Genomic DNA, 2,710 nt, shown 5'->3' with positions numbered 1-2,710 from the left:
ACCTGGCGCTGGCCGCCGAACGCGCCGAGTCCGTCGTCGTGATGCGCGAGGGCGTCGTGGTGGAATCCGGTGCGACGCAGTCGATCTTGCGGGAGCCGCAGCACGAGTACACGCGGCGCCTGGTCGCGGCCGCGCCGTCGCTGACGGTGCAGGGCCCGGCCCGGCCGCGTCCGGCGGATCGCGGGGCGTCCGACGACATCCTGGTCGCCTCGGAGCTGACCAAGGTCTACCGCGAGTCGCGCGGCGCGCCGTGGCGGCGAGCGGAATTTCTTGCCGTCGACGGGGTTTCGTTTCGGCTGCGGCGGGCGAGCACGCTGGCGATCGCCGGTGAGTCGGGTTCGGGCAAGTCCACCCTGGCGCAGATCGTGCTCGGCCTCCTGCCGGCGAGCTCGGGCACGGTCGTTTTCGACGGCACCCGCATCGACGACTCACTGAGCCGGGATCAGCAATTGGCCTTCCGGCGGCGGGTGCAGCCGGTCTTCCAAAATCCTTACAGCAGCCTGGATCCCATGTACACGGTGTTTCGTGCCATCGAGGAACCGCTGCGTGTCCACCGCGTCGGCGACCGCGGGCAACGCGAGCGAGTGGTGCACGAACTCGTCGACCAGGTGGCGCTGCCGTCATCGGTTCTGGGGCGGCTGCCCCGGGAGCTCTCGGGTGGCCAACGGCAGCGGGTCGCGATCGCCCGGGCGCTGGCGCTGCGGCCCGAGGTGCTGGTCTGCGACGAGGCGGTCTCCGCGCTCGACGTGCTGGTGCAGGCGCAGATCTTGGATTTGCTGGCCGAGCTGCAGACCGAACTGGGCCTCACGTACTTGTTCATCAGCCACGACCTGGCGGTGATCCGGCAGATCGCCGACGACGTCTTGGTGATGCGCGCCGGTCGGGTGGTAGAGCAGTCCGCCACCGACGAGCTGTTCACCCGGCCCCGGCACGAATACACCCGCCGGCTGCTGGAGGCCATCCCGCACGCACCGACATCCGATCATTGAAGCCGGGATAGGTTGGCAACCTGTGACGGCTGATCCACTCGCTCCGTTGATGGAGTTGCCGGGCGTCGCCGAGGCCAGCGACCGGGCCCGCGACGCGCTGGGCCGCGCCCACCGGCACCGAGCCAACCTGCGCGGATGGCCGGTGACCGCAGCCGAAGCGGCCTTGCGGGCGGCCCGCGCCTCGTCGGTGCTGGACGGTGGCCCGGTCCGCCTGGAAGACCTCGCGGACGCCGGGGCCGTCAGTGATCCGGTGTTCGGCGGGGCGCTGCGGGTGGCCCAGGCGCTGGAAGGCGGTGAGGGCCCCCTGGTCGGGATTTGGCGGCGGGCACCGCTGCAGGCGCTGGCCCGCTTGCACATGCTGGCGGCGGCCGACCAGGTGGGCGAGGATCGGCTGGGCCGGCCCCGCGCCGATGCCGGCGTCGGGCCGCGACTGGAGTTGCTGGCGGATTTGGTGAGCGGCGGCACCCAGGCGCCTGCGCCGGTGGTCGCCGCGGTCGCGCACGGCGAACTGCTGACGCTCAGGCCGTTCGGTAGCGCCGACGGCGTGGTCGCCCGCGCGGTGTCGCGGTTGGTGACCATTGCCAGCGGGTTGGATCCACACGGATTGGGTGTGCCCGAGGTGAGTTGGATGCGCCAGCCGGCCGACTATCGCGATGCCGCACAAGGCTTCGCCGACGGCACGCCGGCCGGGGTGGGAGCCTGGCTGGTGCTCTGTTGCCGGGCGATGCGCGCCGGCGCGCAGGAGGCTTTGACGATCGCCGAGTCGCTGTCGAATCGATAGCTGAATCGGTAGCCGGCGGCCGCAGAAACGCCACCGGACAATACGAAGCGGGCGACGTCCCGAAGTATTCGGTCCGCCGCCCGCTAACACGGAACTCGGTTACCATGCGTGCATTTCGGGGCTGCGCGGGTTGGCCTCGGCGATCTTGCGATGCTGCCGGTGGCAACCCCACCCAAAGGGCCGTCGACACCGTCCACATTTCGCAATTACGCAGGCCCGCAACACTTCTGCCATTATCGCGGCTATGACTCCGCGTGGGTGCCGAGCACCGTGCTGGGCGCCCGGGTCGGGAGATCGAACCTTCTCTTCCGGATCGACCTAGGCCTCACCGGGCTTCCGTGGTTCCTTTGTACTACTAGACCCTTAACGCAGCAAGGCCCAATTTTGCAAAAATTGCGAAGCCAGACCGAAATGTGTTTGCTGAGGCTTGCCTTGGTGGGGGCTAGAACGCGAACCGGCGCAACAGCGAATAGGTGACCGCGCCGGCGGCCAGCGCACTGACGCCCACAGCCGCGGTCGTCGCGATCGCCGCACCCGATGGCGCCGGGATGCGGTCGCGCAGCGACACCGGTCGCGAGAACGACAGCACGGGCCAACCGCGTTCGACGGCTTCCCGGCGCAATCCGCGGTCGGGATTCACCACGCTGGGGTGGCCGACGGATTCGAGCATCGGCAGGTCGGTAATCGAGTCGGAGTACGCGTAGCAATGCTCCAGCGGGTAGCCCTCGCGGGCGGCCAGCTCGCGGATCGCTTGCACCTTGCCCTCGCCGTAGCAGTAGAACGCTATCTCGCCGGTGTACCGGCCGTCCTCGACGACCATGCGGGTCGCCATCGCGTGCGTGGCGCCCAGGGCCCGGGCGATCGGAGCCACGATTTCCTCGCCGGAGGCGGAGACCACCACCACGTCGCGGCCGCACAGTTTGTGGGCGGCGATCAGGTC

Annotated in this window: 3 protein-coding genes; 2 read left to right on the top strand and 1 reads right to left on the bottom strand. The window is 69.7% G+C overall.

Annotated elements, in window-relative coordinates:
• Together A5781_RS18235 and A5781_RS18230 are read left to right on the top strand one after the other, a co-directional pair.
• On the top strand, positions 1 to 989 hold a 989-nt coding region (locus tag A5781_RS18235; protein WP_156624781.1), incomplete at its 5' end, for an ATP-binding cassette domain-containing protein.
• A 22-nt stretch (positions 990 to 1,011) separates the two neighbouring features.
• Positions 1,012 to 1,770: an oxidoreductase gene (locus A5781_RS18230; RefSeq protein WP_067209414.1), complete on the top strand. Its 759-nt coding sequence runs from the start codon at positions 1,012 to 1,014 to the stop codon at positions 1,768 to 1,770.
• Positions 1,771 to 2,212: 442 nt separating this feature from the next.
• On the opposite strand, the gene A5781_RS18225 is transcribed toward A5781_RS18230, so the two are convergent.
• Positions 2,213 to 2,710: HAD family phosphatase (locus A5781_RS18225; protein WP_156624779.1), on the bottom strand; the 498-nt coding region annotated here is incomplete at its 5' end.

This window comes from Mycobacterium sp. 852002-30065_SCH5024008 (genome assembly GCF_001665645.1).
GTDB lineage: Bacteria > Actinomycetota > Actinomycetes > Mycobacteriales > Mycobacteriaceae > Mycobacterium > Mycobacterium paraffinicum.
This window is presented reverse-complemented; position numbering and strand designations above follow the sequence as displayed.